Genomic DNA, 24,058 nt, shown 5'->3' on the forward strand with positions numbered 1-24,058 from the left:
CCGGCCGCCGACCATGCCAGTGTCGGCATCGTTCCATCGGCAACGATGCGTATGACAGCGACGCCGGGATGCGTACGGCCGTCGCTTCCGCGTCACTCGACCGGCGGCGCCGCACCGTCCGTCAGCATTTTGATGAGCCGCGCACGGCGTTTTTCCAGATCCGCGATCTGCCGCTCGATGGCCTTCAGCCGCTCGCGCTGCACTTCGCCGATCTGGTCGCACGAACGCGCGCCTTCGATCAACAGCATGCAGTCCGGAAAGCCGCGGATGTCCTCGATCGTGAACCCGGTCGCGATCATGCGCTGGATCTGCGTGACCTGCGTGATCGCCTTGTCGGGGAACATACGGTAGCCATTGCTCGCGCGTACCGACGCGAGCAAACCGTGTTCGTCGTAATGCCGAATGGACCGCACGCTTGCGCCTGTGCGGCGCGACAGCTCGCCGACCGTCAGCAATTGTTGCGTAGGGGTTTTCTTCATGAGCGCGAGGTTAGCATGGTTCGCTTGACTCTCACATCAGTGTGAGGGTTCAGACTGAGCCCCTCTTCAACTCATGGAGGAATCTCATGCACACCAGCGTGTTCGGCATTGTGCGGATGGTCGTCGTGTGGGCCGCGATGCTGTTCGTGCCCGCGTCCTATGCGGCCGCCGCTCCGGCGGCGTATACCGTGACGTCGTCGGACGGCGTGAAGCTGGCGGTTCAGGAAAGCGGCAATCCCGACGGCACGCCGATCATCCTGATCCACGGCCTGCTCGGCAGCCGCCTGAACTGGGACGCCGAGGCGACGAGCCCGGCACTCCGTCAGTACCGGATCATCACGTACGACCTGCGCGGACACGGGCAGTCCGACAAGCCGTCCGGCGCCGCACCGTATCACGACGGAAGCCGCTGGGCCGACGATCTCGCAGCGGTGATCGCAGGCTCGCATGCGCGCAAGCCGGTGATCGTCGGCTGGTCGCTCGGCGGCGTCGTGATTTCCAACTACCTCGCGAAGTATGGCGACCGCGGGATTGCCGGCGCGGTGTTCGTCGACGGCGTAGTCGAACTGGCGCCAGGCCAGATCGTCGCGCATCCCGACGTGTATCGCGATATGAATTCGCCGGACCTGAAAACCCATCTCGACGGAGAGCGCGCGTTCGTGCGGCTCTGCTTCCATCGTCAACCGGATGCCGTAACGTTCGAACGCCTGCTCGCGAACGCCGCGATGGCATCGTGGGACATGCAGCGGGAGATCCCGACGATGACCGTTTTCGCGGCCGAAGGAATCGGCAAAGCGCGCGTGCCGCTGCTGTTCCTTTACGGCGGCCGCGACGCACTGGTCGACACGCGCGCGACGCTCGCACGCGCGACCGAGTTGAATCCACGCATCGTCACGAACGTGTACGCCGATTCAGGACACGCGCCGTTCATCGAGGAGCCCGAGCGTTTCAATCGCGATCTGGCCGAGTTCGTCGGCTCGGTATCCCGGCAATGAAGTCGTGCGAGGAACGGACATGATCACGACATCGGCAGCAGGACATGACTTCTTCCCCGGCTTCGCGCGGCTCGACGTCGAAGCAGGCGGCGTCGCGTTTCGCGGGAGAATCGGCGGGACCGGATCGCCGGTGCTGTTACCGCACGGCTTATCCGCAAACGCATGTTGCGTGGCGATTGATTGCGCCGGCGCTGTCGAAGTCGCATACCGTCGTCGTTCCGGATCTGCCGTGCTATGGCGACAGCCGGATTCTCGACGATCGGTCCCGCTGGACGAAACGTCGCGTGGCGAACGCGCTCGTCGGTTTGATGGACCGGCTCGGGTATGAACGGTTCTCCGTGGCCGGACATGATCGCGGCGCGCGCGCCGGGTATCGGCTCGCGCTCGATCATCCGGCGCGCGTCTGCGCGTATGTGTCGCTCGCCGTCGTACCGACGCTCGATGCGTTTGCAACGATCGACGACACGTTCGCGTTGAATGCATGGCACTGGTTCTTTCTGGCGCAGCCGGCGGACCTGCCTGAGCGAATGCTGGCGGCCGATCCTGACGCCTATATCGACACCGCGCTCGCGAAGATGGCGGGCGGGCTCGACCGGATCGACCCGGCGGCGCTCGACGCGTATCGAGTCGCGTTTCGGAACCCGCACGTGCGCCACGCGATATGCGAAGACTATCGCGCTGCTGCGTCCGAGGATCTCGATCATGATGCAAGCGATTTCGCGGCGGGCCGGAAACTCGCGTGTCCGGTGCTGGTGCTATGGAGCGCGCGCGAGCAGAAGGCCGCGCGCACGTCGCCTGTCGATATCTGGTCCAGATGGGCGGAGCACGTGACCGGCAACGAATTGCCCGGCGGCCATCTGCTCGCTGAGGATGCGCCAAACGAAGTGTTGTCGGCGCTCGAACGGTTCCTGGTCTGACACGTTCATCATTGCCTCCGTAAGCGGATATGAACGCGGCGAGCTCGATGGATCGATCGGACCACCGCGCGCGACTACCGCTCAAGCATGAGATCCAGGTTCTGAACCGCCGCCCCGGACGCGCCTTTGCCAAGATTGTCGAAAACCGCGGACAGCAGAACCTGCTCGTGCCCGGCGTCGTGAAACACGCTCAACTGCATGTCGTTCGTCCCGTTCAGCGCTTGCGGATCGAGGTGTTTCAGCACGCTCGATTCGTGCAGCGGCAATACGCGTACGCGGGTTGCCTGCGCGTAATGGCGTGCGAGGCACGCGTGTAGCGTTGACGCATTCACGCCGGGTGCGAGCAGCCGCAATGCGAGCGGCACCGTGAGGACGATGCCTTGGCGGAACGCGCCGTACGCAGGGACGAAGATCGGACGTCGCGCAAGCCCGGCATGCTGCCGAATCTCGGGCGTGTGCTTGTGCGCGAGTTCCAGCCCATAGACCTGATACGGAAGTGCGTTGGCCGCTGCCGGGCCCTCGTGCTCTTCCACGCCCGCGCGACCGCGTCCGGAGTAGCCGGACACCGCGTGGATGCTGATCGGGTAATCGCCGGGTATGAGCCCGCCCGCTACCAACGGCCGCAGCAAGCCGACCGCGCCGGTCGGATAGCAACCGGGATTCGTGACGCGAGATGCGTTCGCAATTTTGTCGGCCTGGCCCGGCGTCATCTCCGGAAAACCGTATGTCCAGTCCGGATGTGTGCGGTGAGCGGAGCTCGCGTCGATCACGCGTACGGCGGGATTGACGATGGCGTCGACCGCGTCGCGCGCGGCGGCGTCCGGCAGACAGAGGATCGCGATGTCGCATGCGTTGATCGCTTCTGCCCGGCGCCGCAAATCTTTGCGATCCGCCGCGGCAAGCGTGAGCAGTCTGATATCGGTCCGGCCGCGCAACCGGTCGTGGATTTGCAGCCCGGCGGTGCCTTGGTCGCCGTCGATGAAAACTACGGGAGCGCTCATAGGTGGATGACTCCGCTGACTGTGGGTCGTGACAAGTGAGACGAGTGTCGATGTTGCGCTCGCGGCTAGAATAGTGAAAGTTGAATTTCACAACGCCGGCATTCAGTTTCTCTGAACCGTGGGGCAGCATCATGCGAGAAATCAGTCTGGACCGCTTGCGCACGCTGGTCGCCGTTGCGGACCGCGGTTCGTTTGCCGACGCGGCGCGTGCATTGAACCTGGCGCCGCCGACCGTCAGCCTCCACATCGCCGAACTCGAAGACCGCATCGGCGCTCCGCTGCTGTTACGCAAGCGCGGCCACGTCGGACCGACGTCGATAGGCGACGTGCTGGTGGAGCGCGCCCGTCGGCTGCTGGCCGACGCGGAGCAGGCGTTGGACGATATTCGACGCCAGGTCGACGGGCTCGAAGGACGCGTACGTCTCGGCGCATCCACGGGCGTGATCGCGCATCTGCTGCCGCAAGCGCTCGAAACGCTGCGCGAGCGCCATCCCGCGATCGACGTTCAGATCGCGGTGCTGACTTCGCAAGACACGCTGTCCCGGCTGATGGATGGAACGCTCGACGTGGGGATCGTCGCGTTGCCTCAGCCGCCGGTCGCCGGGCTCGTGATCAAGCCTTGGCGCCGCGACCCCGTGATGGCGTTCGTTCCCGCGCATTGGCGGTGTCCGGCCCGCGTGACGCCCGAGTGGATCGCTGCTCGGCCGCTCGTTCTGAACGACGCGACGACACATCTGTCGCGTCTGACTGCGGAGTGGTTCGCCAGCGCAGGACATCATCCGGTGCCGCGCATTCAGCTGAACTACAACGACGCGATCAAGAGCCTGGTAGCGGCAGGTTACGGCGCGGCGCTGTTGCCTAACGAGAGCGCCACGCCGCTACCCGATACGCGCGTCGTCATGCGGCCGTTGCGGCCGGCGTTATGGCGGCGGTTGGGGATCGCGTACCGCGCGGGGTACGTCGAGCGTGCGACGCAGTACGTGCTCGATGTGTTGGGCGATTTGCGGGCGGCGTAGCGGGCGCTGGTTGCCGTGCCGATTTCTTGTCGCTGGAATAGACACAGCTTTGTGGGTCGCTGCGATCAATGAAAAGGCGGTTTGTGGAAATTTGGCTGCTGAACTGGAACGCCAAGGCGGTTGGCGTCCAACGGGCGCTCGGATCGTTTTCAGGCACTCGACCGCAGCGCCCGGATCGCAGACAATCTTGGTCTCTGCACGGCCCAAACGCCGGCGCCAGACCACGTCTCGCACCGTCCGCTCGCAACACTTGCCCGCGAGCCGCACGATGCAATGACGTACGCCGACTCAACGCGAGAAATGACATGACGACGACATTCGACGAAGCGACAACGGCGGCGATCGCCGCGTTCGCGCAACTGGATTTCTACACGGCTGTGCAAGCGATGCGCGCCGAGGCCGATTACGATCGCGAACGAGACCAGTGGATCTCTCGCTATATCGACGAGCACGGCGGCGGCGACGACGATGCCGAATACGACGCGTTGCACGCGCAAGCGCAGACAACGCCGGAATACGCCGAGTTCATCGATGCGGTTCGCCGGGAGATTCTCGAATACTTCGGCGTGACCGACGAGCAGCTCGACTGGATGATCGTGCTGCGCAACGACGACAGCGACGCGCTTTGGGCGGAAGTGAACCGGCAGCGGAGTGCGCTCGGAACCGGCGAAGTACGCGGCGATCTCTGACCGTTGTCTGCCATCGGAATATCCGGTTGGCGAGACCGGAACCAGACGAGTCACGTATGGGGCAGCCCACGTCTCGCTGGCCTGCAAATGATCGAGAACGTGGACCCCGCGTGCTCCGAAAGACCGTCTGGATAGACGGCCTACCACGCGCGTTGCGTCGCCCGGCCTCAACGAACGTCCCGGCAAGGCCGGGACATTTTCACATTCGGATCAATCGGCGAAGTCGGTCGCTTCGGACGAGCCCTTCCACGCGTCCAGATCCTTCGCGACCGCGCTCGCCTTTACCGACGCGAGTTCGTTCGCGATCTTGCCCGCGAACAGGTGCAGCGGAGCCGATTCGACGTTCGCAGCCTGGATGATGAGAAGCGCGAGCTTGTCGGGGTCGCCGGCCTGACGGCCGTGCAACGTGTCGAGATGCAAGTCCAGCGACGCCTTCGCCTCCGAGTAATCGTCGATCTGCCGCTTGGCCACCGCGAGCGCATCGCTCGACAGGAAGTCCGTGCGTACCGGCCCGGGATACACGACCGTCGCTCGGATACCGAGCTCGGCGACTTCCGCCGCAACGGATTCCGTCACGCCCGACAGCGCGAACTTGCTTGCGACGTAGCTGCCCCATCCCGCATATCCGCCGTGATAGCCGACGATGGACGAGATGTTGATGATGTGCCCGCTGCGCTGGCGACGAAGGTGCGGCAGCGCATGGCGCATGACGGCCATCGGCGCGAAGAAATTGACTTCGAAGTTCCGGCGCAGCTCTTCGTCCGACAACGCCTCGACGGTGCCTTGCTGCGCATACCCTGCGTTGTTGACGACGACGTCGATCGCGCCGAACCGTTGCACGGTCTTCTCGATTGCATGCTGGACGCTTCGATCGTTCGTCAGATCGACCTCCAGCGGCAAAAAGCGCTCGGACGCGTGACCGAAAACGTCGGTCAGCGATGCCGCGGCGCGCGACGTCGCCGCGACGCGGTGGCCTTGTTCGAGCAAACGGGTGACGAGTTTCCGGCCGACGCCTTTCGACGCGCCGGTGACGAACCACGTGCGGGATACCGATTTCATGATGAACCTCTTCGAGTTGCAAATGGAGTGCTGGAAGGATTGCCGCGTTCAGGGAAGCGCGACGCTCATGCCGCCGTCGGCCATGACGACCGCGCCGACGATGAAGCTGGCTTTCTCCGACGCGAGGAACGCGATCACCTCCGCAATTTCCTTCGGCTGCGCGGCGCGACGGATCGGAGCCTTCTTTCCGTGCTCCGCGAGGAACGCCTGCCCGTCCGCATGGATGTGATTGGTAATGTTGGTGATGACGTCGCCGGAGCCGACCGCATTCACGCGGATGCCGTGTTCGATCGCCTCGAGCGACAGCGCGCGCGTCAGCTGCGCGAGCGCGCCCTTCGACGCCGCATACGCGGAGATCAGCGGAAATGCCTGATAGCAAGCGTACGAACCCACGTTCACGATGGCCCCGGTCTTTGCCGGCACCATCGCGCGCATCGCTTCACGGGAGAACAGGAATGCGCCGGTCGCATTGACGGCCTGAATGCCGTTCCAGTCGTCGAGCGACATATCGATCAGCGGCTTGTTGATGATGATCGCTGCGTTGTTGACCAGAACGTCGAGCCGGCCGAACCGGTCGATCGCGGTCGCGACGGCACGCACGGCGCTGTCCTCGCGCGACACGTCGGCGACGAGCGGCACGATGCCGGGACGGGCCAGCGCTTCCACGTTGCTGCCGCGTCCGACGGCGATCACGTTCGCGCCTTCGGCGTGAAGCAGTTCGGTCGTGGCGAGGCCGATGCCGCTGGCTGCGCCGGTCACGATGGCGACCTTGCCTGCGAAGGCGTCGCTTGCGGTGCTGGGTGATGTCATGGTGTGCTCCAGGATCGGATGCGTTGAACGTTGCGTTTCGGTTCGGTCAGAACGGGCTCGCGGTCGGCCGCACGACGATCTCGCTGACGTCGACGTCGTCCGGCTGCTCGACCGCGTAAGCGATCGCGCGCGCGATGGCGTCGGGTGTGATCGCGATGCGGCGGAAGGTCTGCATTGCCGTGTGTGCGGTGTCGTCCGAAATCGAGTCGGCCAGCTCGGACTCCACGACGCCGGGGCAAATCACGGTCACGCGAATCCTGTCGGTTTCCTGGCGCAGGCCGTCGGAGATCGCGCGCACGGCAAACTTGGTCGCACAGTAGACGGCGGCAGTCGGCGACACGGAAAGGCCGCCGATCGACGAAATATTGACGATCTGGCCGCGACCTTGCGCTTCCATCGTCGGCAGCACGGCGGCAATGCCGTGCAGAACGCCACGGATGTTCACGTCGATCATCCGGTTCCATTCGTCCAGCTTCAGCGCGTTCAGCGGCGAAAGCGGCATCACGCCCGCATTGTTGATCAGCACGTCGATGCGGCTGAATGCATCGAGCGCGAAGCGCGCGAATGCCGCGACGTCGTCGGCCGACGTCACGTCGAGCTCGCGATAACGAACGATGCCGCCGGATGCTTCGATCGATTCCGCCAGCCGGGCGAGCCTGTCGGTACGGCGAGCGCCGATCACGACACGATGCCCCTGTGCGGCGAGCAAGCGCGCCGCGCCTTCGCCGATGCCGCTGCTCGCGCCGGTGATCAGGATGGTTTTCGACTCGTTGGAGGTGTTTGCCATCTTGCATACTCCTATCGTTGGCTATGGATTGGCCGCTGCCGTTCGCGCTCATCCGTCGAACGTCCGCCGTTCGTCGCTGCATCGAATGAAGCGATACGGTTCGTTGGCCAGTGATCGAATGATAGGAACGGGTTGCCGTCGCGCGAATACACGTAACGATGGCGTTATTGCCTATTCCTATCGAGTGGTCTGGCGGCGCATCCGGCGCGAAGCTAGAATGGCGCGTATAGCGAGCAACAGGAGAACGACGTGTCGAAGATCCGCTCTGCCGCGTCCGTCAAGATGGTCCGCCTGATCGAGAAGCTGGCGCCGAGCGAGGGATATACGCAGTCGGCGCTGGACAGCGTGCGGCTGATGCGTTCCGACCGCCCGCTCGGGCGCACGCCCGTGCTGTACGAGCCGAGCATCGTGATCGTTTGCCAGGGCCGCAAGCTCGGGTTCCTGGGCAACGACGTCTATATTTACGACGCGCAGCACTACCTCGTGCTGTCCGTACCGCTGCCGTTCTCGACCGAAACCCACGCGTCGCGCGACGAACCGATGCTCGCGGTATCCATCCGCCTCGACCTCATCGAGCTCAGCGACTTGATCGCGCAGATCGGTGCGCTCGGACGTCTGCCGGATGCGGCGCCGAACGGCATCGTGTCCACACCGCTCGACGGCCGGCTCGCCGATGCGACGGTGCGGCTGCTCGAGGCATTGACGGTGCCGATGGACGCACAGATTCTGGGGCCGAGCCTCGTGCGGGAAATCTGCTACCGGGTGCTGGCCGGCGCGCAAGGCGGCGCGCTCTGTGCGGCGCTCGGGCACCACGGACGGTTCGGCCGTGTGGCGAAGGCGCTCAAGCGCATCCACGCCGACTATGCGTCGCCCCTCAACGTGCCGCGTCTTGCCGAAGAAGCCGGCATGAGCGTGCCGGCGTTTCATGCCAATTTCCGCGCGGTGACGCAGACGTCGCCGATTCAGTATATCAAGTCCACGCGGCTTCACCACGCGCGCCTGATGATGATTCGCGACGGCATCACCGCCGCTGCGGCGGCGGGACGCGTCGGCTATGAAAGCACTTCGCAGTTCAGCCGCGAGTTCAAGCGCCTTTTCGGAAGAACGCCGGTCGAGGAGGCGCGCGACATGCGCGAGTCCTTCACCCTTTCGCCGGCGGTTCGCTTTGGTACGTAGGCCGTCTGCCATGTGATCGCCGACGTTGTACGCACGACGGCGATCGCACACCCGACGCCGTGGCGAATGGCGGTCTACGGATGAATAGTCGCGCCGCGATTCAGCATGCCGATGAACGCTTCGATCTTGCGCGCCCGCGTATCGGGCTTTCTCGCGTTCTGTATCCGGAACAACATGGCGCAGCGCTTTCGGCCGGTCAGCGTCGCCAGGAACGCGCTCGCGTTGCGATCGGCATCGTCGGCTCGCTCTGTGTCGGCTTGAAAGCCGATGCGTTTCGGGCGAGCGTCGAATGAAGCGTTGCAACCCCGCATCGCCTCCCCGGCACCGTTTTACAACCGCCGTGTAACGTCCCCGTCCGGCGGCGCCGCGCGCGTACACGCGGCTTCCAGATAGCGCAGCAGCCGATGCGGCGTCAGCGGCTTCGCGCAATGCGCGTCGAATCCGGCTTCCCTCGCGCGCTCGCGGTCACGCGGCGACGCGAACGCGCTGCACGCGACGAGCAGCATGTCGGCGGTATGCGGATCGCCGCGCAGGCGCATCGCGAGCTGCAGTCCGTCGAGGCCGGGCATCGCGATGTCGAGCACGATCGCGAACGGCTGCCAGTCGCGCGCGACGTCGCAGACGGCGAACGGATCGTCCGCGATCCGGCATTCGAAGCCGCGCGCCTCGAGCAGCAGCTGCAGCGCGTCGGCCGCATCGCGATAGTCGTCGACGACCAGCACGCGGCGCGGACGCAGCGGTACGCTGTCGGGCGCACGCCACAGCAGCACGTCGTCGGCAGCCGGATCGTCGCCGGGGTCGGTATGCATCGCCTTTCTCCTGTCGTCGGGTGCGGCCCATACGCAAACTGCGCGCCCATATTGACTGCACGCGGCATGCCGGTTGCTGCATGTTCGCGATGATCGACACAGGAGCCTTTGATGCTCGCGACGCCGTTCTTTCGCTTCGGTAGCGCTTGCCGTCCGCCTGCCGCTGCCGCGCGGCCGCTGCACGCGGGCGAGCCGCGATCGCGCGCCGCCGTGCCGATTGCAGCACGCGGGCGATGCCGCACGACGATCGCGCCCGACACGCGCACGATTACGGCCGCGTCGCCCGTCGACGGCCACGCGCCGGACACTTGCGTCGGCGCATTGCGCACCGCGACGCGGCCCGCGCACGGCGCGAATGCCGGCGGCGACACACGTGGAGCCGCCGAATGAGCGACCTCGGCCCCGACGACGTCGCACCGAACGCACCGCACGCGCCGTCTGCGACACCGGTCGCCGAGAAGCCGTGGTACCGCAGGCTCGGCCCCGGCCTGCTCGCTGGCGCGTCGGACGCCGATCCGAGCAACGTCGCGGTCTACGCGCAGGCCGGCAGCCAGTTCGGCTTCAACATGCTGTGGATGATCGTCGTCACGCTGCCGATGATGGTGGCCGTGCAGCTCGCGTCGGCATTCGTCGGGCGCAGCAATCGTCAGGGGCTGGTCGCCGGCATCCGCGAGCATTTCTCCGACCGTCTCGCGAAAGCGCTGATCGTGATGGTCGCGCTCGTCAACGTGGTGAACGTCGGCGCCGATCTCGCCGCGATGGGCGACGCGACCGCGCTCGTGGTCGGCGGCCGCAGCTACTGGTATGCGCCCGTCTATGGAATCGTGTCGCTCGCGCTGCAGATGACGCTGTCGTACGAGCGCTATTCGCGCTGGCTGAAGTGGATGACGCTCGGCCTGATCGCCTACGTGGTCGAACTCGGCTTCGTGCACGTCGACTGGGGCAACCTGCTGCACGCGCTGGTGCTGCCGCAGATCGCGTTCACGCACGCGTATGCGACGACCGCGGTCGCGGTGCTCGGCACGACACTGAGTCCTTACCTGTTCGTATGGCAGGCGGCGCTCGAAGTCGAGGAAACGGCGGCCGAAGCGCGCAACGGCGATACGGCGTGCTCGCCGGGCACGCGCCGCGCGGCGGAGCGCCGCATCACGTTCGACACGTGGACGGGAATGATCGTCACGAACGCAGTGTCGTTCTGCATCATGGTGATCGGCGCGGCGGTGTTCTTCACGCGCGGCCGGCACGACATCGGCTCGACCGCGCAGGCGGCCGAAGCGCTGCGGCCGCTCGCGGGCGAAGCGGCGTTTCTGGTATTCGCGTTCGGCATCGTCGGCTGCGGGCTGCTGTCGATTCCGGCATTCGCGGGCAGCGCCGCTTACGGTTGCGCGGAAGCGTGGCGGTTTCGCGAAGGATTGAACGAGCCGGTGCGGCGTGCGCCGGCGTTCTATGCGGTGCTCGCGCTGTGCGTGATCGCCGGCATCGGGTTCTGCTTCAGTCCGATCGATCCGATCAAGGCGCTGTACTGGAGCGCGGTGCTGAACGGCGTCGCGGCGGTGCCGATGCTGGTGCTCGTGATGCTGCTGGCGAAGAAGCGCGCCGCGTCCGGACAGCCGGGCAGCGGAATCGTCGCGAGAACGCTCGGCTGGCTCGCAGTTGCGCTGATGGTGGTGGCCGTCGTGACGATGTTCGTCGACGTGCTGTCGTGATGCGCCGCGTGCTGCGGCACGGCCGAACGCGCGAGCCGACGCTCGCGCACATTTGCGCGCAGGCCTGAACCGATACACGGGTCGAGCGTGGATTGAACGCGAATCAATCGCCGGGCCGCATCACAGCCTTGATGCATCCGTCCGCACGACTACGGCTCGTCTCGTACAACTGCGGACCGTCCTCGAGCCGTGCGCGATGCGTGACGACGAACGACGGATCGATCTGGCCGTTCGCGATGCGCGTCAGCAGGTCGCGCGACCAGCGCTGCACGTGCGCCTGCGCGGCGCGCAGCGTCAGCGCCTTGTTGACGAGCGCGCCGACCGGCACGCTGTCGACGAGTCCGCCGTACAGCCCGGCAACCGACACGATCCCGCCCGGCCGGCATGCGTAGATCGCCTCGCGCAGCACGTGCGGCGAATCGACGCCGGGCGCCGACGTCTCGTCGAAACGGTCGAGCGGCGCATCGATCGCGCCGACCGCATGCGCGCCGAGTCCGACCGCGTCGATACATTTGTCCGGGCCGCGCCCGTGCGTATGGTCGGCGAGCGTGTCGGCCACGCTCAGCCGCGTGAAATCGATCGGCGTCGCGCCGAGCATGCGCGCGCGTTCGAGCCGCGCGGGCACGCAGTCGATCGCGATCACGTGGCCGGCGCCGAGCACGCGCGCGGCCAGCATCGCGTAGAGCCCGACCGGCCCCGCGCCCCACACGGCGACGGTCTCGTTCGGGCGAATCTCGCACTGCACCGCTGCCTGCCAGCCGGCGGGCAGCGCATCGCCGAGCGGCAGCGCACGCTCGTCGTCGATTTCGTCGGGAATCTTGATCGGGCCGACGTCCGCGTACGGCACGCGCACGTACTCCGCGTGGCCGCCCGGATAGCCGCCGGCGAGATGGCCGCCGCCGAACAGTGCACCGGTGCCGCGTCCGTACACGCGCTGCACGAACGCGCGGTTCGGGTTCGACGCGTCGCACACCGCGTAGTCGCCGCGCCGGCACGCGCGGCACTCGCCGCACGCGATCGCGAACGGCACGGCGACGCGATCGCCTACGCGCAGCCGCGCGGCATCGACGTCGCGTCCGACTTCGACGACCTCGCCCATGAATTCGCGGCCGGGGATCGCGCCGTCCTTCAGGCCCGGCATCGCCGCATCGTACAGATGCAGGTCGGCGCCGCCGATCCCGCACAGCGTGACCTTCACGATCGCGTCGCGCGGATGCTCGATCGCCGGATCGTCGACCCGTTCGTAGCGCACGGCGCGCTTGCCGTGCCAGCACAACGCCATCATCGGCACGCTCCCCCGGCCGCGCGCCGTTACATCATCTTGCCGCGCGAGCGCTCGGCACGCGCCGCGTCGGCTGCCGATTCCACCTTCTTCACTTCCTCCGGCGGCGGCAGCACGGCCTTGAAGCCCATCGACTGGATCCACATCTCGCGCGCCCAGCCGCGGGTGTGATACAGGTGATGATCCTCGTCGGCCTCGACCTCGTCGTGCGCGGCCTTCAACACCTTCGCCGCTTCGCTGTCGGGCAGCTGGTCCGCCGCATAGCCGATCAGCTCCCAGTTCAGGTGGTCCTTCGTTTCGGCGAGCACCACGCACTCGGCCGCGACGACCTGCGCGACGGCCGGGTCCGCCTGCTTGCGCGCCTGCTCGATCACCTGGACCAGCGATTCGCCGGTGGCCGCCACCGCCGCGCGGCCGGGCGACTGCGCATCGGGATCGAGGCCGAGGGTCTTGAACACGTTGCGCAGCACCTCCTGGTGATGCAGCGTTTCGCGATGGTACCTCTCCCACTCCTTGTGCAGGTCCTCGTCGGTCGCGCACTGCAGCGCGGCCTCATAGATCTTCGCGCCGCCAAGCTCGGTCTCGTACGCCTGGCAGAGCAGTTCGAGGATGCCTTCGTGCTTCGATTGGCGTTGGGCCATGACTGCCTCCGAAAAAGCGGGCCGCACGCGCGGCCCAGGGGTTGACTCGGGCGCGCGTTACTGCGCGCCCACCTTGCGTTCGAGCGACTCCGCCATGCTCAGGTGATGCTTGAGCGTCGGCAGCGTGGCTTTCGCGAACGCACGCAGATCGGGATCCTTGCCGTCGCGCGCCTCGCTCTCGAACAGCGCGATCGTCTTGCGGTGCGCTTCGGGGCCGGCCGCCGCGACGTACGCGACGTCGAAGTCGTGGCCGCTCTTGCCGCGCAGCGCGTCGACGTCCGGGTCGGCGATCTGCTCGGTCTGCGGCTTCATCCCCTTGCGCGCGGCGAGCTTCGCGAGCTGCGCGTTGGCCTTGCCGTGATCGGCGACCATGCGCTTCGCGAACGCGCGCACGTCCGGCGACTTCGCCTGCTTCAGCGCGAGCTGGCTCGCCTGCACTTCGGTCTTGCCGCCGAGCGCGGCCTTGTCGACGAATTCCGCGTCGCTGCCTTGCGGCGCCTTCGCGATCGCCGCGTCGCCGGCGCCCGACGACGGATTGATCACGCCGCTCGGCGCGTGCGAATTGGATGCGGGCGGCTCGCTCGGCATCTGTGCGCGGGCGACGCCCGACATCGCAAGCACGCCGGCGGCGAGCGCCGCGATCGTCCAGTTGGGTCGTTTCATCCGGTTTCTCCTTGAGTGGGCGCGGCGCTCAGCCGCCGACGATGGAGCCGCCGTTCGGGTGCAACGTCTGCCCCGTCATGTAGCTCGAGCCTTCGGACGCGAGCAGCACGTAGCAGCCGATCAGCTCGTCCGGCTGGCCGGGCCGCTTGAGCGGCACGTTCGAGCCGAACTTCGCCACCTGCTCGGCCGTGAACGTCGACGGAATCAGCGGCGTCCAGATCGGCCCTGGCGCGACCGCGTTCACGCGGATGTCGCGCTCGGCCAGTTCGATCGACAGCGACCGCGTGAACGCGACGATCGCGCCCTTGGTCGCCGAATAGTCGGGCAGCTTCGGGCTGCCGTGATACGCGGTCACCGACGCGGTGTTCACGATGCGGCCGCCCGCCTTGATGTGCGCGAGCGCGGCCTGCGTGCAGAAGAACATCCCGTACACGTTGGTGCGGAACGTGCGCTCGAGCTGCTCCTCGGTCACGTCCTCGATGCCCGGCTGCGGATGCTGTTCGCCCGCGTTGTTCACGAGCACGTCGAGGCGCCCGAGGCGTTCGACGGTCCGCGCGACGGCGTCGTACGCCTGCTTGCGATCGCCGATGTCGCACGCGATCGCCTCGCAGCGCCGGCCGGTCTGCTCGATCAGTTTCTTCGTGTGCGCGGCGTCGTCCGATTCGTTCAGATAGACGATCGCGACGTCCGCACCCTCCTTCGCGAAGCCGATCGCGACCGCGCGGCCGATGCCGCTGTCGCCGCCGGTCACGAGCGCGACCTTGCCGGCGAGCTTGCCGCTGCCGACGTAATCGGCCGCTTCGTCGCGCGGCTTCGGATTCATGTCCCGCTCGGTGCCCGGCTGCTGAGTCTGCTTCTGGGGCGGCGGGGTCTGTGCGGTGGTCATGGATTCCTCCTCGTTCAGGTGTCGGAGACACGACGCAAGACGCGTGCCGCACGCAACGCGCCGATTGCACGCGGTTCGCCGCGGATCGCGGCGACCGTGTTGCAAGCGTGTGCAGAAAATGCGCGCGTCAACGACGGCTCTCGGACGTCGCTTCGTCGGGCCGGCGCACCGGGTCGAAGTCGCGCCACTCGCCGTCCTGCCAGTCGCCTTCGACGCGCTCGATCGACGTCGCGCCCGTGGCGCGCAGCACGTCTTCCGCGGTGCTCGCGGTGCTCGGCGTCACGCGCGCGGCGAGGATCACGCCGGTTTCCGTGGCGGCGAGCGTGCCCTTGCCTTCCGCGCGCTCGCCGCGCATGCGGCCGAGCGCACCGCCGAACGCGCCGAGATACGCACCGGCCAGCGCACCGGCGGCCGGCACGAACCAGTAGCGCGCGCCGAGCGCATACGCGATCAGCCCGACGACGACGCCGATCAGCAAGCCGCGCATCGCGCCGACCACGGCGCCGCGGCCGCCGGGTTTCGCGGCCGAATCCGCATACACGTCGCCGCCGATCGGAAAGCGTGCGTGCTGGCCGCCGGGATTCAGAAAGAAGATCGATACGTCGTCGGGGCCGAAGGCGCGCTCGTAAAGGTGGCGCGCGCCTCCCTCCGCCTCATCGAACGTCGTGAAACGACCTGCGACGATCATCGCCATGCTCGTGCTCCTCCGTAATGATGCGTGGTGCGCCGCGCGCGGGTCGCTCGCGGCGCGGCGGCGCTCACATCAGCCGCCCGAGTTCCTTCGACACGGATGCCGGCGTCTCGTATTCGCGATCCGGAATGCGCTTGAGCATCTCGATCACTTGCGGGTCCGCATGCGAGCGCTCCGCGCACTCGACGACGTCGGACTTGCTCGCCGGATAGTCCATGCCCTTCAGCGCCTTCTGCACGTCGACGGGGCTCGGCGGTTTGCCGTGGCCGGTCTGATGGCCGCCCTTGTCGTGGTCCTGCTGCGTGCGCTCGCCTTCGTGCGCGCGCGAATGACTGTGCTCGTGGCCCGTATGTTGTCGCGATGTCATTGAAGCCTCCTTCAGGGATTGAATGAATCAAGCCGGCCGGTATCGAGCCGGAAATCAGGCGGACGACGTGCGGCGCGAGCGCGCCAGCGCGGCGAGCATCAGCGCCGCGGCGCCCACCGCGACCGCGCCGGCGACCTTCGGCCGCTGCACGACCGCGTTGTATGCGCACGCGCGCAGCACGGTGCCTTCCATGCCTTCGCGCTCGTGCAGCGCGTGCCGCGACTCGTACAGCGCGTTGTCGTCGCGCGGGCGCGCGGGGCGCACCGTGCGCTGGCCGCGCGAGAACAGCGTCGCGGCGACGCGGTCGAACAGGCGCGGCGCGTGATACGCGCTCGCCGACGTGAACTTCGCGGCGCCGCCGACGAACAGCGTGCGGCGCGGATGCGACGCGGCGAACAGGATCGCGTCGGCGACGATGTCGGGGTCGTAGATCGGCGGCGGCAGCTTCGCCTCGACGTTCATGTAGTTCTTCGCGTGCATCACGAACATCGTGTCGACCGCAGCCGGCTTGATCAGCGTGACCGACACCGGCAGATGGTCGGCTTCCATCTCGAGGCGCAGCGAATCGGTGAAGCCCTTCACCGCGTGCTTCGACGCGACATACGCGCTTTGCAGCGGCAACGGCGCGTCGGACGCCTCGCTGCCCATGTTGATGATCGCGCCGCCGTGGAAATCGCTCTTGCGGCGGAAGTGGTCGGCCGCGACGAGCGAGCCGTGCACGACGCCCCAGTAGTTGGTGTCGAACAGCTTGCGCTGGTCTTCGAGCGGCACGGTCGACGCGGTGCCGAAGATCGACACGCCCGCGTTGTTCACCCACGTATCGAAGCCGCCGTACGTGTCCACCGCGGCCGCCGCCGCGCGCTGCAGATCCTCGAGGTTGCCGACGTCGCCGGCAACCGGCACCGCGAGGCCGCCATGCTGGCGGATCTCGTCGCACAGCGTGTTCAGCGCTTCCTGGTTGCGCGCGAACAGCACGAGCTTCGCGCCGCGCCGCGCGGCCTTGCGCGCGGTCACGAGGCCGATGCCGCTGGTCGCGCCGGTGATCACGATCGTCTGCTCGCCGACCGGTTTGAGCATGCATTTCATCGCTGGACTCCTTTTGCGGCGCTGCGGTTATTTCGGCCGGATCGTCAGCTGGTCGCGCACGCTCTGCACGCCGTCGACCTGCTTCACGACGCTGACGGCCTGCGTGCGCTGCTGCTCGTCGGGCACGCTGCCGGTGAGCGTCACGACACCGTGCCGCGTCTTCACGTGAATGTCGCCGGCCGACAGGCCGCTCGTGCCGACGAGTTCGGCTTTCGCCTTCGTCGTGATCGTCGCGTCGCGGATCTTCGCGCCGGTCGTCGAATGCGACGACGACGACGAAGACGACGACGCGGCGCTGTCGTCGCCGGCGCCGAACGCGTTCGGCGCGACGACCGCACACGCGGCGGCCGCGGCAATCGCAACCGCCATCCCGATCCGCCGGGCGGGCAGGCGGCGCAGCCGGGCGGACCGTGCTTGCAGCGGGAATACCTTCATCGTGACCTCCTTTCGTCAGGCCGGCATCGCCGGCGGGCATCGGCAAGCGACGCAAATCGCGTGCCGCGGCCCATGCGCCGCTTGCGCGTACGATGGCGCGATCGGACGCCCTTTCATCCAACGCGTTGTAATTTTTTCGGCACACACGCATGCGTTTCGCCCCGCAAAGCGCCGGGCACGGCGATTGCCGAAGGAGCGTGAACGGGGCCCACCGGCGCGGCCCCGACATCGGGAGCGACACCATGCAAAGAATTGCGTTGATCAGTGAACACGCATCGCCGCTCGGGGTGATCGGCGGCGTCGACGCGGGCGGCCAGAACATCTACGTCGCGAACGTCGCGAAGCAGCTCGCGGAGCGCGGGCTCGACGTGGACGTCTATACGCGTTGCGACAACCCGCACCTGCCCGAGGTCGTGCAGATCGGCCCGCGCATGCGCGTGATTCACGTGCCGGCCGGCCCGCCCGCGGATCTGCCGAAGGAGCGGCTGCTGCCGTACATGGACGCGTTCGCCGACTACATGATCGAGCGGATGCGGCGCGAGCCCGATCCGGTCGACGTGATGCACGCGAACTTCTTCATGTCGGGCCATGCGGCATTGCGTGTGAAGAAACGTCTCGGCATTCCGCTCGTCACGACGTTTCATGCGCTCGGGCGCGTGCGCCGGCTGCACCAGGGCGCGGCCGACGGCTTTCCGGACGAGCGCTTCAAGATCGAGGACACGCTCGCGCGCCGCTCGGACCGGCTGATCGCCGAATGCCCGCAGGATGCGCTCGATCTCACGACGCACTATCGCGCCGACGCCGCGCGCATCGAAATCGTCCCGTGCGGGTTCGACGAACGCGAGTTCCGGCCGGTGCCGCGCGCGGATGCGCGTACGCGGCTCGGCTGGCCGCACGATGCGTTCATCGTGCTGCAGCTCGGGCGGCTCGTGCCGCGCAAGGGAATCGACAACGTGATCGACGCGCTCGCGCGGATGCCGCGCGATCCGCATCGGCCGACGCGCCTGTACGTCGTCGGCGGCAGTCAGGCGGAGCCGGATCCGGCCGGCGACCCGGAGCTTGCGCGGCTCGCCGCGCTCGCGCACGACAACGGGATCGCCGATCGCGTGACGTTCGTCGGCCGGCGCGATCGCGACGCGCTGCATCTGTACTACAGCGCGGCCGACGTGTTCGTGACGACGCCGTGGTACGAGCCGTTCGGGATCACGCCGGTCGAGGCGATGGCGTGCGCGACGCCGGTGATCGGCAGCAACGTCGGCGGCATCCGCACGACGGTCGAAGACGGCAAGACCGGCTATCTGGTGCCGCCGCGCGATCCGGCCGCGCTCGCCGAACGGCTCGTTCAGCTGCGCGCGCAGCCCGAGCACTGCGACGCGCTCGGCCGCGCCGGCTATCTGCGCGCGCACCGGTTCTACACGTGGCGCGGCGTGGCCGATCGCCTCGTCGACATCTATCGCGACGTCGCGCAGCCGCCGCGCGCCGGCACGGCGGCGACCAGCCGCCGTACGCCGGTCGCGACCACGCCGCCCGTGCTCGCGCACCGCAAGGAGAATGCATGATGAGGGGCTACGACCGAAAACGCGTGCTCGTGACCGGCGGTGCCGGCTTTCTCGGTTCGCATCTGTGCGAACGGCTCGTGACGGCCGGGCACGACGTGCTGTGCGTCGACAACTTCTACACCGGCGCGAAGGACAACATCGCGCATCTGCTCGACGCGCCGAACTTCGAGCTGATGCGGCACGACGTCACGTTCCCGCTGTACGTCGAGGTCGACGAGATCTACAACCTCGCGTGCCCCGCATCGCCGGTCCACTATCAGCGCGACCCGGTGCAGACGACGAAGACGAGCGTGCACGGCGCGATCAATCTGCTCGGCCTCGCGAAGCGCGTGAAGGCGCGCATCCTGCAGGCGTCGACCAGCGAGGTGTACGGCGACCCCGACGTCCATCCGCAGGACGAGCACTACTGCGGGCGCGTGAATCCGATCGGCATCCGCGCATGCTACGACGAAGGCAAGCGCTGCGCGGAGACGCTGTTTACCGACTATCACCGCCAGTACGGCGTCGACATCCGGATCGCGCGGATCTTCAACACGTACGGCCCGCGCATGCATCCGGCGGACGGCCGCGTGGTGTCGAACTTCATCACGCAGGCGCTCGCGAACCAGCCGCTGACCGTGTACGGCGACGGCAAGCAGACGCGCTCGTTCTGCTACGTCGACGACATGATCGACGCGCTGATCCGGCTGATGGAAGAACCGGGCGACGCGAGCGAACCGGTGAATCTCGGCAGCGACAACGAAATCGCGATGATCGACGTCGCGCGCGAAGTCGTGCGCGTGGTCGGCGCGACGGTGCCGATCGAGTTTCGGCCGCTGCCGTCCGACGATCCGCGTCAGCGCCGCCCGAATCTCGACGCCGCGCGCCGGCGGCTCGGCTGGCGCGCGACGACGTCGTTCGCGACCGGGCTCGCGCATACCGCGCGTTACTTCATTCATCGGCAGGCGATGCAGCACAGGCCGGGCGATCTGGTGCGCAGCACGCAGATCGCGTCGCACATGCTCGCGCAGATCAGCACGCAGAATCGCGCGGCACCGACGACCTGAGCGATGCCCGCGCGGCGCGGCGCTCGATGCGCGGCCGATGCCGGCTGCGCGTCAGCCGTCCCGCCGCATGACGCGTGCGATCTTGCCCGCGAGTTCGCGCACGTCGACGGACTTGCGCAGATAGCCGTCGAACCCGGCTTCGATGGCGCGCCGCTCGTCGGCGATCCCCGCATGCGCGGTCACGGCCAGCACGCGCGGTTTCGACGGCGGCGCTGCGCCGTTCGCGTCGCGCCGGCGCAGCGCATCGAGCAGCCGGAAGCCGTCGCGGTCGCACAGATGCAGCACGTCGCGCACCGGCCGGCCTGTCGCATCGTCGGGCCGGCAGTCGACAAGGTCGGCCGCGGTGCTATTGATATACGTGACGCGCGCACGCGTGTCGATCGCGATCACGCCGTGCGGCAGCGCGTGCAGCATGCGTTCGAGCCGCCGGCGTGCGGCCGCGTCGCGTCGATGCGCGACATCGTTCGCACGCCGCGCGCGGCGCGGCATCGCGGCGAGCGTGCGCACGAGCAGAGCGGTCAGCACGAACGTGACGAGCCGCACGACGCGGTCGAACAGCGGCCCCGCATACGCGGCCGGATCGGTCAGGAACAGCGTCCACATCAGTAGCGCGCTGACCGGTCGACACCGTGCCGAACAGCAGCGACGTGCACCACGCGACGCCCGCGAGCAGCGGGTAGTACAGCAGGAACGGCATGTTCTGGCCGCCGAAGCGGACCACGAGCGCATGCAGCACGGTCGCGATCGCGACGAGCATTACCGCGATCGCGTAATTTCCGGCTCGCGGCCTTGCAATTTCAGTCACCGGACGGGCTCCTGCCGGACGGAAAACGGGAACGCGCCGCGGCGCAGCGCACGGGCACGGCGAATGCTTGGCGGTCCGGACTGCCGGCCCGGCCGCCTACGAAGGAGAGCTTCAAGCCATGACCGCTCCGACACGCTGGATCGTCGTATCGCCGCATCTGGACGACGCCGTCTTCAGTTGCGGGCAGCTGCTCGCGCAGTCGCCCGGCTCGGTCGTCGTCACCGTGTTCGCGGGGATTCCGCCGCGCGGCACCGCGGCACCGCCGTGGGACCGCCGCGCGGGATTCCGCACCGCCGACGAAGCGATGCGCGCGCGCCGCGACGAAGACAGCCGCGCGCTCGCGCTGCTCGATGCACGGCCCGTGTGGCTCGACTTCTTCGACGATCAGTACGAGATGCCGGCCGCGTCGACGGCGATCGCCGCGACGCTGGCCGACGCGATCGACGCGCATCCCGGTCATCGCGTGCTCGCGCCGGCGGGCCTGTTCCATCACGATCACCTGCAGGTGCAGCAAGCGGTGCTATCGCTGCTGCGCGACGACGATGCATCGCACACATGGCGGTTCTATGAAGATGCGCCGTATCGCCGGATCGACGGGCTGATGGCCAAACGCGTGGCCGGCTGGCGCGAACAAGGCTGGATCGCGCGGCCCGCCGAACTCGCGGTGCGCGACCGCGCAGCCGCGGAAGCCGCGAAGGCCGCTGCCGTCGCCGCGTATGCGAGCCAGGTTTCGCTGCTCGAACCTCATATGCAGGCCACCCTCCGTGAACCCGAAACGTACTGGCGACTCGAATGCGACCGCACGTGCGCATAACACCGGCCCGCGTCGCGCTGCCGCCGCGCGAGACGCGCATGACCGCCGTCGTGCTGACCTACCGGCGTGCGCACGAGCTCGCGCGCACGCTGTCGCAGTTGTCGGCGCTACCCGATCGGCCTGCGATCGTCGTCGTCGACAACGGCTCGGACGACGCAACCGCCGCGCTCGTGCGCGAGCGCTTTCCGCACGTCGTGCTCGTGCATGCGCCGACCAATCTCGGCGCCGCGGGCCGCAATCTCGGCGTGGCCGTCGCACGCACGCCGCACGTCGCGTTCTGCGACGACGACACGTGGTGGGCGCCCGGCTCGCTGACCGAAGCCGCGAACCTGCTCGACGCGTATCCGCACGTCGCGGCGGTGACCGCGCGCGTGCTCGTCGGCCCCGACGAACGCGAAGACCCGACGTGCCGGCTGATGGCCGACAGCCCGCTCGATGCGCCCGTCACGCTGCCGGGCCGACCGATACTCGGGCTGCTCGCCGGCGCGACCGCGTTCCGCCGCGACGCGTTCCTGCGTGCGGGCGGCTACCATCCGCGCTACTTCATCGGCGGCGAGGAAGCGCTGCTCGCGCTCGACCTGTGCCGCGCCGGCGCGTGGCTCGTCTATGCGCCGCAACTGACCGTTCATCATTACCCGTCCACGCAGCGCGATGCGCGCACGCGCGCGAGCGTATCGGCGCGCAATGCGGTATGGACCGCGTGGCTCAGATGGCCGGCCGGCGCCGCGCTCGCGCATACGGTGCGGCTGCTGCCGACACTGCGGCGCGAACGCGGGCTCGTCAGCACGTTCGCCGGATTGCCGTGGATCCTGCGCGAGCGGCGCGCGATTCCGCCGCACGTCGAACGCATGCGCCGCCGGCTCGACGACGCAAGCCCGCGGCCGGGAGCCGGGCCGCGGCCCGAGACGCACGCATGAGCGCCGGCACGCGAGCGTCGATCAGGACTCGGGCTTGTCCGTTTCGTCTTCGAGTTGCGCGAGGCGGTTGTAGATCGTCTTCAGGCTGACGTCGAGCACTTCGGCCGCCTGCGCCTTCACGCCGCCGCACTGCGCGATCGTGCCGAGAATCAGGCGGCGATCGACTTCCTCCAGCGGCGTGCCGAACGGCACCGTCACGCGATCTTCATGCGAATCGACCATGTTCGACAGTTCGTCCATGATCGGCGGCGGCAGCGTTTCGATCACGTCGGAGTCGCTGAAGATGCTCGCGCGCTGCACGAAGTTGCGCAGCTCGCGCACGTTGCCGGGCCACGAGTAGGTTTTCAGCGCCTCGCGCGCGGCCGGCGCGAAGCGCAGGTTGCGGCCGCTTTCCTCGTTGAAGCGCTGCAGGAACGCATCGGCGAGCATCGGGATGTCGTCGCCGCGCTCGCGCAGCGCCGGCAGCGGAATCGGGAACACGTTGATCCGGTGATACAGGTCGGGACGCAGCTTGCCGTCGGCCATCGCGGCTTCCGGATCGCGGTTCGTCGCGGCGACGATGCGCACGTCGACGTCGACCTCGCGCGTCGAACCGAGCCGCGTGAGGCGGCCCGTCTCGAGCACGCGCAGCAGCTTGACCTGCGACTCGAGCGGCATCTCGGTGATTTCGTCGAGAAACAGCGTGCCGCCGTCCGCGCGCTCGAAGAACCCTTTGTGCTGCCGCTCCGCGCCGGTGAAGCTGCCGCGGTCGTGGCCGAACATCTCGCTCTCGACGAGGTTCGCGGCAATCGCGCCGCAATTGACCGCGAGAAACGGGCCGCGGCGCCGCAGGCTCAGGTCGTGCACCGTTTGCGCGGCCAGTTCCTTGCCGGTGCCCGATTCGCCTGTGAGCAGCACCGACGCTTCGGTGCGCGCGACGCGGCCGATCGCATCGTAGACGGCCTGCATCGCGGGCGAGCTGCCGAGCATGCGGCCGAAGCGGCCGAGACGCTGCAGCTCCGAGCGCAGCTCGGCGATTTCCTCGTGCAGCGCGGTCGTGCGCGGCACGCGCGCGAAGATGCTGTTCAGCCGCTGCATGTTCAGCGGCTTCACCAGATAATCGGTCGCGCCGCGGCGCAATGCATCGATTGCCGTTTCGAGGCTCGCGTGGCCGGTCGTCAATACCATTTCGCAATGTGCGCGTTTCGGCAACGCGTCGAACAAATCCATCCCGTTGCCGTCGGGCAGCACGAGATCGCACAGCACGAGATCGGGCGTATGCGTCGCGACGAGCGTGCGGGCTTCCTCGAGCGTCGCGGCGGTGTCGCACGTCAGCTGCTGCGCGCGCGCGAGCTCCGCGAGCATCGCCCGCGTATCGGCATCGTCTTCGACGATCAGCACATAAGGCATTTGGGCTCCTTGTGATGCGGCCGGTGCTTCGCC

At 67.7% G+C, this 24,058-nt stretch carries 26 protein-coding genes and 1 pseudogene; 10 read left to right on the plus strand and 17 right to left on the minus strand.

What is annotated here, in order from left to right:
* Positions 1-92 precede the first annotated feature (92 nt).
* Positions 93-479: a MerR family transcriptional regulator gene (locus BUB20358_RS18765; RefSeq protein ID WP_006767434.1), complete on the minus strand. Its 387-nt coding sequence runs from the start codon at positions 477-479 to the stop codon at positions 93-95.
* Between the two features lie 116 nt (positions 480-595).
* Between BUB20358_RS18765 and BUB20358_RS18770 the strand changes: the two genes are divergently transcribed.
* Positions 596-1,474: an alpha/beta fold hydrolase gene (locus BUB20358_RS18770; protein WP_045552372.1), complete on the plus strand. Its 879-nt coding sequence runs from the start codon at positions 596-598 to the stop codon at positions 1,472-1,474.
* A gap of 19 nt (positions 1,475-1,493) precedes the next feature.
* A pseudogene (locus BUB20358_RS18775) lies at positions 1,494-2,391 on the plus strand (alpha/beta fold hydrolase).
* Between the two features lie 74 nt (positions 2,392-2,465).
* Here the strand turns inward: BUB20358_RS18775 and argC are convergent.
* Complete coding sequence (gene argC / locus BUB20358_RS18780; RefSeq protein ID WP_035975935.1) at positions 2,466-3,392, minus strand: N-acetyl-gamma-glutamyl-phosphate reductase; 927 nt, start codon at positions 3,390-3,392, stop codon at positions 2,466-2,468.
* A 131-nt stretch (positions 3,393-3,523) separates the two neighbouring features.
* Between argC and BUB20358_RS18785 the strand changes: the two genes are divergently transcribed.
* Positions 3,524-4,408 carry a LysR family transcriptional regulator gene (locus tag BUB20358_RS18785; RefSeq protein WP_006767437.1) on the plus strand — a complete coding sequence of 295 codons (885 nt, stop codon included), beginning with the start codon at positions 3,524-3,526 and terminating at the stop codon, positions 4,406-4,408.
* Positions 4,409-4,713: 305 nt separating this feature from the next.
* Positions 4,714-5,097, plus strand: coding sequence for a hypothetical protein (locus tag BUB20358_RS18790; protein WP_006767439.1), 384 nt, complete (start codon positions 4,714-4,716; stop codon positions 5,095-5,097).
* Between the two features lie 210 nt (positions 5,098-5,307).
* On the opposite strand, the gene BUB20358_RS18795 is transcribed toward BUB20358_RS18790, so the two are convergent.
* From BUB20358_RS18795 to BUB20358_RS18805, 3 genes are read right to left on the minus strand one after another with little or no spacing between them, the layout of a single operon-like run.
* Positions 5,308-6,156, minus strand: coding sequence for an SDR family NAD(P)-dependent oxidoreductase (locus tag BUB20358_RS18795; protein ID WP_006767440.1), 849 nt, complete (start codon positions 6,154-6,156; stop codon positions 5,308-5,310).
* A 48-nt stretch (positions 6,157-6,204) separates the two neighbouring features.
* A complete protein-coding gene (locus BUB20358_RS18800; protein ID WP_006767441.1) occupies positions 6,205-6,966 on the minus strand; it encodes an SDR family NAD(P)-dependent oxidoreductase in 762 nt (253 codons plus the stop codon).
* Between the two features lie 46 nt (positions 6,967-7,012).
* Complete coding sequence (locus BUB20358_RS18805) at positions 7,013-7,753, minus strand: SDR family oxidoreductase (protein WP_006767442.1); 741 nt, start codon at positions 7,751-7,753, stop codon at positions 7,013-7,015.
* 282 nt (positions 7,754-8,035) lie between these two features.
* Between BUB20358_RS18805 and BUB20358_RS18810 the strand changes: the two genes are divergently transcribed.
* Positions 8,036-8,929 carry an AraC family transcriptional regulator gene (locus tag BUB20358_RS18810; RefSeq protein WP_045552373.1) on the plus strand — a complete coding sequence of 298 codons (894 nt, stop codon included), beginning with the start codon at positions 8,036-8,038 and terminating at the stop codon, positions 8,927-8,929.
* A gap of 74 nt (positions 8,930-9,003) precedes the next feature.
* Here the strand turns inward: BUB20358_RS18810 and BUB20358_RS18815 are convergent, their stop codons facing one another.
* Together BUB20358_RS18815 and BUB20358_RS18820 are read right to left on the minus strand one after the other, a co-directional pair.
* A complete protein-coding gene (locus tag BUB20358_RS18815; RefSeq protein ID WP_035975936.1) occupies positions 9,004-9,240 on the minus strand; it encodes a YdeI/OmpD-associated family protein in 237 nt (78 codons plus the stop codon).
* Positions 9,241-9,258: 18 nt separating this feature from the next.
* Positions 9,259-9,738 (minus strand): response regulator, encoded by a 480-nt coding sequence (locus tag BUB20358_RS18820; RefSeq protein WP_035975938.1) that lies wholly within the window; start codon positions 9,736-9,738, stop codon positions 9,259-9,261.
* A gap of 386 nt (positions 9,739-10,124) precedes the next feature.
* Here BUB20358_RS18820 and BUB20358_RS18825 point away from each other — a divergent pair, with 386 nt between their 5' ends.
* Positions 10,125-11,444 (plus strand): NRAMP family divalent metal transporter, encoded by a 1,320-nt coding sequence (locus tag BUB20358_RS18825; RefSeq protein ID WP_035975940.1) that lies wholly within the window; start codon positions 10,125-10,127, stop codon positions 11,442-11,444.
* A 103-nt stretch (positions 11,445-11,547) separates the two neighbouring features.
* Here the strand turns inward: BUB20358_RS18825 and BUB20358_RS18830 are convergent, their stop codons facing one another.
* From BUB20358_RS18830 to BUB20358_RS18865, 8 genes are all read right to left on the minus strand, one after another.
* Positions 11,548-12,729 (minus strand): zinc-dependent alcohol dehydrogenase, encoded by a 1,182-nt coding sequence (locus BUB20358_RS18830; RefSeq protein WP_035975941.1) that lies wholly within the window; start codon positions 12,727-12,729, stop codon positions 11,548-11,550.
* A 26-nt stretch (positions 12,730-12,755) separates the two neighbouring features.
* Positions 12,756-13,367 (minus strand): DUF892 family protein, encoded by a 612-nt coding sequence (locus tag BUB20358_RS18835; RefSeq protein WP_035975942.1) that lies wholly within the window; start codon positions 13,365-13,367, stop codon positions 12,756-12,758.
* 57 nt (positions 13,368-13,424) lie between these two features.
* On the minus strand, positions 13,425-14,030 hold the full coding sequence (locus BUB20358_RS18840; RefSeq protein WP_035975943.1) for a DUF4142 domain-containing protein: 606 nt from the start codon (positions 14,028-14,030) through the stop codon (positions 13,425-13,427).
* Between the two features lie 28 nt (positions 14,031-14,058).
* Entirely contained in the window at positions 14,059-14,916 is an 858-nt protein-coding gene (locus tag BUB20358_RS18845; RefSeq protein WP_006767449.1) for an SDR family oxidoreductase, read from the minus strand.
* Positions 14,917-15,043: 127 nt separating this feature from the next.
* Positions 15,044-15,610 carry a hypothetical protein gene (locus BUB20358_RS18850; RefSeq protein ID WP_006767450.1) on the minus strand — a complete coding sequence of 189 codons (567 nt, stop codon included), beginning with the start codon at positions 15,608-15,610 and terminating at the stop codon, positions 15,044-15,046.
* Positions 15,611-15,674: 64 nt separating this feature from the next.
* Complete coding sequence (locus tag BUB20358_RS18855; protein WP_006767451.1) at positions 15,675-15,974, minus strand: DUF2795 domain-containing protein; 300 nt, start codon at positions 15,972-15,974, stop codon at positions 15,675-15,677.
* A gap of 54 nt (positions 15,975-16,028) precedes the next feature.
* The gene (locus BUB20358_RS18860; RefSeq protein WP_006767452.1) at positions 16,029-17,060 is read right to left on the minus strand and encodes an SDR family oxidoreductase; all 1,032 of its coding nucleotides are present in this window, start codon (positions 17,058-17,060) and stop codon (positions 16,029-16,031) included.
* 27 nt (positions 17,061-17,087) lie between these two features.
* Positions 17,088-17,495 carry a BON domain-containing protein gene (locus BUB20358_RS18865; RefSeq protein WP_035975945.1) on the minus strand — a complete coding sequence of 136 codons (408 nt, stop codon included), beginning with the start codon at positions 17,493-17,495 and terminating at the stop codon, positions 17,088-17,090.
* Positions 17,496-17,737: 242 nt separating this feature from the next.
* Between BUB20358_RS18865 and BUB20358_RS18870 the strand changes: the two genes are divergently transcribed.
* Together BUB20358_RS18870 and BUB20358_RS18875 are read left to right on the plus strand one after the other, a co-directional pair.
* A complete protein-coding gene (locus BUB20358_RS18870) occupies positions 17,738-19,054 on the plus strand; it encodes a glycosyltransferase family 4 protein (RefSeq protein ID WP_045552343.1) in 1,317 nt (438 codons plus the stop codon).
* Positions 19,054-20,100, plus strand: a complete 1,047-nt coding sequence (locus BUB20358_RS18875) for a UDP-glucuronic acid decarboxylase family protein (RefSeq protein WP_035976244.1) — start codon at positions 19,054-19,056, stop codon at positions 20,098-20,100. Before BUB20358_RS18870 ends, BUB20358_RS18875 begins: the two co-directional genes overlap by 1 nt.
* A gap of 51 nt (positions 20,101-20,151) precedes the next feature.
* On the opposite strand, the gene BUB20358_RS18880 is transcribed toward BUB20358_RS18875, so the two are convergent.
* The gene (locus BUB20358_RS18880) at positions 20,152-20,703 is read right to left on the minus strand and encodes a PAS domain-containing protein (RefSeq protein ID WP_035975948.1); all 552 of its coding nucleotides are present in this window, start codon (positions 20,701-20,703) and stop codon (positions 20,152-20,154) included.
* A gap of 320 nt (positions 20,704-21,023) precedes the next feature.
* Between BUB20358_RS18880 and BUB20358_RS18885 the strand changes: the two genes are divergently transcribed.
* Together BUB20358_RS18885 and BUB20358_RS18890 are read left to right on the plus strand one after the other, a co-directional pair.
* Positions 21,024-21,719 (plus strand): PIG-L deacetylase family protein, encoded by a 696-nt coding sequence (locus tag BUB20358_RS18885; RefSeq protein WP_006767457.1) that lies wholly within the window; start codon positions 21,024-21,026, stop codon positions 21,717-21,719.
* A complete protein-coding gene (locus BUB20358_RS18890; RefSeq protein ID WP_006767458.1) occupies positions 21,698-22,636 on the plus strand; it encodes a glycosyltransferase family 2 protein in 939 nt (312 codons plus the stop codon). Before BUB20358_RS18885 ends, BUB20358_RS18890 begins: the two co-directional genes overlap by 22 nt.
* A gap of 21 nt (positions 22,637-22,657) precedes the next feature.
* Here BUB20358_RS18890 and BUB20358_RS18895 read toward each other — a convergent pair whose 3' ends face one another.
* Positions 22,658-24,025 carry a sigma-54-dependent transcriptional regulator gene (locus BUB20358_RS18895; RefSeq protein ID WP_035975950.1) on the minus strand — a complete coding sequence of 456 codons (1,368 nt, stop codon included), beginning with the start codon at positions 24,023-24,025 and terminating at the stop codon, positions 22,658-22,660.
* Between the last annotated feature and the right edge of the window lie 33 nt (positions 24,026-24,058).

Origin of the sequence: Burkholderia dolosa, assembly GCF_902499135.1 — a bacterium.
GTDB classification, from domain to species: domain Bacteria; phylum Pseudomonadota; class Gammaproteobacteria; order Burkholderiales; family Burkholderiaceae; genus Burkholderia; species Burkholderia dolosa.

What these genes read in the sequence shown, in the direction of transcription:
- BUB20358_RS18765 (WP_006767434.1), bottom strand. Translation starts at nt 479, where the DNA reads ATGAAGAAAACCCCTACGCAACAATTGCTGACGGTCGGCGAGCTGTCG.
- BUB20358_RS18770 (WP_045552372.1), top strand. Translation starts at nt 596, where the DNA reads ATGGTCGTCGTGTGGGCCGCGATGCTGTTCGTGCCCGCGTCCTATGCG.
- argC (WP_035975935.1), bottom strand. Translation starts at nt 3,392, where the DNA reads ATGAGCGCTCCCGTAGTTTTCATCGACGGCGACCAAGGCACCGCCGGG.
- BUB20358_RS18785 (WP_006767437.1), top strand. Translation starts at nt 3,524, where the DNA reads ATGCGAGAAATCAGTCTGGACCGCTTGCGCACGCTGGTCGCCGTTGCG.
- BUB20358_RS18790 (WP_006767439.1), top strand. Translation starts at nt 4,714, where the DNA reads ATGACGACGACATTCGACGAAGCGACAACGGCGGCGATCGCCGCGTTC.
- BUB20358_RS18795 (WP_006767440.1), bottom strand. Translation starts at nt 6,156, where the DNA reads ATGAAATCGGTATCCCGCACGTGGTTCGTCACCGGCGCGTCGAAAGGC.
- BUB20358_RS18800 (WP_006767441.1), bottom strand. Translation starts at nt 6,966, where the DNA reads ATGACATCACCCAGCACCGCAAGCGACGCCTTCGCAGGCAAGGTCGCC.
- BUB20358_RS18805 (WP_006767442.1), bottom strand. Translation starts at nt 7,753, where the DNA reads ATGGCAAACACCTCCAACGAGTCGAAAACCATCCTGATCACCGGCGCG.
- BUB20358_RS18810 (WP_045552373.1), top strand. Translation starts at nt 8,036, where the DNA reads ATGGTCCGCCTGATCGAGAAGCTGGCGCCGAGCGAGGGATATACGCAG.
- BUB20358_RS18815 (WP_035975936.1), bottom strand. Translation starts at nt 9,240, where the DNA reads ATGCGGGGTTGCAACGCTTCATTCGACGCTCGCCCGAAACGCATCGGC.
- BUB20358_RS18820 (WP_035975938.1), bottom strand. Translation starts at nt 9,738, where the DNA reads ATGCATACCGACCCCGGCGACGATCCGGCTGCCGACGACGTGCTGCTG.
- BUB20358_RS18825 (WP_035975940.1), top strand. Translation starts at nt 10,125, where the DNA reads ATGAGCGACCTCGGCCCCGACGACGTCGCACCGAACGCACCGCACGCG.
- BUB20358_RS18830 (WP_035975941.1), bottom strand. Translation starts at nt 12,729, where the DNA reads ATGATGGCGTTGTGCTGGCACGGCAAGCGCGCCGTGCGCTACGAACGG.
- BUB20358_RS18835 (WP_035975942.1), bottom strand. Translation starts at nt 13,367, where the DNA reads ATGGCCCAACGCCAATCGAAGCACGAAGGCATCCTCGAACTGCTCTGC.
- BUB20358_RS18840 (WP_035975943.1), bottom strand. Translation starts at nt 14,030, where the DNA reads ATGAAACGACCCAACTGGACGATCGCGGCGCTCGCCGCCGGCGTGCTT.
- BUB20358_RS18845 (WP_006767449.1), bottom strand. Translation starts at nt 14,916, where the DNA reads ATGACCACCGCACAGACCCCGCCGCCCCAGAAGCAGACTCAGCAGCCG.
- BUB20358_RS18850 (WP_006767450.1), bottom strand. Translation starts at nt 15,610, where the DNA reads ATGGCGATGATCGTCGCAGGTCGTTTCACGACGTTCGATGAGGCGGAG.
- BUB20358_RS18855 (WP_006767451.1), bottom strand. Translation starts at nt 15,974, where the DNA reads ATGACATCGCGACAACATACGGGCCACGAGCACAGTCATTCGCGCGCG.
- BUB20358_RS18860 (WP_006767452.1), bottom strand. Translation starts at nt 17,060, where the DNA reads ATGAAATGCATGCTCAAACCGGTCGGCGAGCAGACGATCGTGATCACC.
- BUB20358_RS18865 (WP_035975945.1), bottom strand. Translation starts at nt 17,495, where the DNA reads ATGAAGGTATTCCCGCTGCAAGCACGGTCCGCCCGGCTGCGCCGCCTG.
- BUB20358_RS18870 (WP_045552343.1), top strand. Translation starts at nt 17,738, where the DNA reads ATGCAAAGAATTGCGTTGATCAGTGAACACGCATCGCCGCTCGGGGTG.
- BUB20358_RS18875 (WP_035976244.1), top strand. Translation starts at nt 19,054, where the DNA reads ATGAGGGGCTACGACCGAAAACGCGTGCTCGTGACCGGCGGTGCCGGC.
- BUB20358_RS18880 (WP_035975948.1), bottom strand. Translation starts at nt 20,703, where the DNA reads ATGTGGACGCTGTTCCTGACCGATCCGGCCGCGTATGCGGGGCCGCTG.
- BUB20358_RS18885 (WP_006767457.1), top strand. Translation starts at nt 21,024, where the DNA reads ATGACCGCTCCGACACGCTGGATCGTCGTATCGCCGCATCTGGACGAC.
- BUB20358_RS18890 (WP_006767458.1), top strand. Translation starts at nt 21,698, where the DNA reads ATGCGACCGCACGTGCGCATAACACCGGCCCGCGTCGCGCTGCCGCCG.
- BUB20358_RS18895 (WP_035975950.1), bottom strand. Translation starts at nt 24,025, where the DNA reads ATGCCTTATGTGCTGATCGTCGAAGACGATGCCGATACGCGGGCGATG.